This is a genomic window from Acinetobacter sp. YH12201 (genome assembly GCF_013418145.1).
Taxonomy (GTDB): Bacteria; Pseudomonadota; Gammaproteobacteria; order Pseudomonadales; family Moraxellaceae; genus Acinetobacter.
Genome location: NZ_VPCP01000148.1, coordinates 1 through 3,106, shown reverse-complemented (window position 1 = coordinate 3,106; position 3,106 = coordinate 1). Strand labels below are relative to the sequence as shown.

The 3,106-nt window shown below is 33.9% G+C and carries 4 protein-coding genes and 2 pseudogenes; 2 read left to right on the top strand and 4 right to left on the bottom strand.

Annotated elements, in window-relative coordinates; all coding sequences use genetic code 11:
* Positions 1–135: 135 nt before the first annotated feature.
* Positions 136–567, bottom strand: coding sequence for a hypothetical protein (locus FTU91_RS15990; RefSeq protein ID WP_180082827.1), 432 nt, complete (start codon positions 565–567; stop codon positions 136–138).
* 131 nt (positions 568–698) lie between these two features.
* Entirely contained in the window at positions 699–1,187 is a 489-nt protein-coding gene (locus FTU91_RS15985; protein ID WP_180082826.1) for a hypothetical protein, read from the bottom strand.
* Positions 1,188–1,775: 588 nt separating this feature from the next.
* On the opposite strand from FTU91_RS15985, the gene FTU91_RS15980 reads away from it, so the two are divergent.
* Together FTU91_RS15980 and FTU91_RS15975 are read left to right on the top strand one after the other, a co-directional pair.
* Positions 1,776–2,009 carry a DUF2188 domain-containing protein gene (locus FTU91_RS15980; protein WP_086196058.1) on the top strand — a complete coding sequence of 78 codons (234 nt, stop codon included), beginning with the start codon at positions 1,776–1,778 and terminating at the stop codon, positions 2,007–2,009.
* A gap of 171 nt (positions 2,010–2,180) precedes the next feature.
* Positions 2,181–2,786 (top strand): DUF805 domain-containing protein, encoded by a 606-nt coding sequence (locus FTU91_RS15975; RefSeq protein ID WP_180082825.1) that lies wholly within the window; start codon positions 2,181–2,183, stop codon positions 2,784–2,786.
* A gap of 47 nt (positions 2,787–2,833) precedes the next feature.
* Here the strand turns inward: FTU91_RS15975 and FTU91_RS16840 are convergent.
* Together FTU91_RS16840 and FTU91_RS15970 are read right to left on the bottom strand one after the other, a co-directional pair.
* Positions 2,834–2,980: pseudogene (locus tag FTU91_RS16840) on the bottom strand (TM2 domain-containing protein); the annotation flags it as partial.
* Between the two features lie 23 nt (positions 2,981–3,003).
* Positions 3,004–3,106 (bottom strand): annotated as a pseudogene (locus FTU91_RS15970) (IS982 family transposase); the annotation flags it as partial.

Here is a 3,106-nt window from a genome sequence, read left to right as displayed (position 1 = left end):
AAGTCGTTTGAATGATTTCTTCTTGGTCTACGTGCCATAAAATACTCCATATATTGATGTTTATAACATCATTTGAGGAGCAGAATATCACTTATAGGAGTTGTTCAAATTTCCGGATCCATCTCTCTTTTGACGTTAATACTCTTCATTAAGATCTAAATCTTGAGACTGTTTCCAAATGAGATTCTCAATTTTTTCCAAAATTATTTCTGGTTTTATATCAGTATCAGATTTACCACATTCTTGGCATTCACCAAAGTAATTGTGCTCACTAATTTTATGCATATGCATGGTCTTCAAATTACAGATTGGACAGATATCTATTTGGACCAAAGGATGGGATTTTGCTTCTTGTATGTACCTAACTTTTTCTTCTGCTAGTCTTTCTAATTCTGCATTTTCAGCTTCTATTTTTTTTGCAATTTCGGCTAACTCAGTTTTTGTTAATTGGCTTATATGCCAATCTGGGAAATACTTTGAACGTGGACCAAGATCTGGACCACGATTAGGGTGATTTGCTGGATTCTCTTCTGGAAAATCTTCGAAATACTCTGACCATTCCCCCATTTTTTGTTTCCCCTATAGTGTTTAAATTATCTAAAATTAACATAATACACCTTATAAGAAGTCACACACAAAAAATGGGAGCTATAGGCTCCCATTTTTGACTTCGTGAATAGCCATCGATTATTTCTTTGTTATCTAGGTCGAATTGCATAATTTAAAACAAAATTTTTAAAATCTGGATCTTTAATCTCAATTTCAAAAGATGCGCATAAAAATGCTAAAGTTTTGGCACAATTTAATCTAACCTTTTGTAATGATTTATAAATTTCGTATCTATCTTTTACTAGTTTTTCATCTAAATCATACATTTTTCTAACTTCTGTATTGATCGTTAGTCTTAGATTATATGCAATGTCTTTAATACTGTTATCACTAGTTTGAGTTGATAAAGTATCAGTTTCTTGAATAATATTTTCTAAGCTCTTAATTACAGCAGCTAAAACCTCATCGTCTATATTTGCTCTTAGAACATCTTTTTTTGACATAGAGTCTATAAAGTTTTCTACATGCTGTTTTTCAGCGATCAATGCATTTCGTTTAGCAATAAAATATGTAATTGGTAACCCGCATATCGTTACTCCACCAGAAGCAATTGTTACCATATCAACAAAACTAGTCATATTTTTAATCCCAAATGCTATAAAAAATTCATATTTAATAGAAGGTTATTCTTCCGATAATTTATCATTTATAAGTTAGTCTAAAATTAACATAATACACGTTATACGAAATTATACTTTTTATTTCTTATAATTCATAGATTTACAACATATTAAAAAGTCTAAGTAGCAGTATTTGGGCTTTTTTATGGATTCTTCACGTTCCACGCTTATTTAATAAGCTGTTCCCCCAAGTTTTATGTATTCCTTCTAAACTCTAAAGCAGATAGATACTTACTCGTATCTAAGCGGTTATTAATGCATGTTCCATATCATGAACATGTAAGCTTAATACTTTGAGTATCTTAAAAGCATCTTCCAAAATGTTTATCGCATCCAGATACTTCTCATAATGACATAGGTTGTGTCGTTTTTTTTCCATAATGACACGGGTTATGTCGCAAGATAATGTCATTGAGTGTCGCAGTGATACTTAACATACTGATTTTACGTATAGCAAAATGACAAGCGATGTGTCGTCTTACGATAAAAAGCGGAGTCATTAGGTTCCGCTTTTTTTTATACGAATAAAAATAATGGTGAATAAAAATGAGTAAAGGTAAAAATCAACATGTCGTCCCACATTCTAATGGATGGGCTGTGAAAGGTGCCGGCAATAGCAAAGCAACTAAAGTAACATCTACCCAAGCTGAAGCAATTAAAATTGCTGAAAGCATTGCTCGTAATCAAGGGTCTGACACAAAAATTCATGGTACAAATGGACAAATACGTTCCGGTAACAGTTATGGTAATGATCCTTATCCACCGAAAGATACAAAATAATCCGATTCTAGATCCCGCTTCAATAGCGGGATTTTTTATCAAAAGATAAATATATTATAAAAAACAATATAAATACATAGACTTAATAATAATTAATTAGTTTAATTTTTAAACCATTCTGCTATGATGATACTAAATTTATAACGCATACTACAAAAATAGAGGCTAATAATGAAAGGAACAATTCTGGATTTTTCAATCCAAAGCAATACAGGCATTATCAGTGGTGATGACCAGAACCGCTATAATTTTACTGGTGCGGAATGGCGAGGACAGCGCCCGCCTTCACCTGGTGAACATGTCGATTTTGCGGTTGACAATGCCGGTAATGCCTCGCAGATCTATATTGCCCTCAACCGCAACAGCACCGTTCAGAACCTGTCTGAACAACTGGATAGAATTTCAAACCAGAATCAATCTGAAGAACAATTTAATATGATTGACTGGTTTGTAAAATGTCTGAAAAATTATGTCACCTTTGATGGACGTGCACGCCGTAAGGAATTTTGGTTTTTTATGCTGGTTTCTTTCATTTTGGGCATTATTGTACAAATGATTGATGCCATACTCGGTACCGACAAAATGCTGAATGGACTATTAAATTTGGCATTATTCCTGCCAAGTCTAGCCGTAGGTGCCCGCCGTTTACATGACACAAATCGATCAGGTTGGTGGCAACTTCTTGTGCTGACCATTATTGGTATTATTCCTCTCATTATCTGGTGGGCTTCAGATACAAAACGGGAAAACAATCAGTGGGGACAACCTGCTAAATAAACAGATCAAAAAGGGTGATATCGCCCTTTTCTCTTATCTGAAATTCATCAACCATATTTTCGGGCAAAATCTTCATCTGAAGTACACAAATAAATAATGAACTCAATGAAAGCGACAAATGCAGGAATGAAGGTCCAGCAGAAAATCAGATAAACAATGCCCCAGCCAATTTGCGCCAAATAAAATTTATGAATAACCTGAGTTCGACGAAATCTGCTTAGCCTTTTAGCATATTTTGGAAAGTTGGCTTATTGGGATTCAAACAATAAGCCACTACAGCAGCCATGATATTCACCATGAAGTTATTTACCGAACGATGA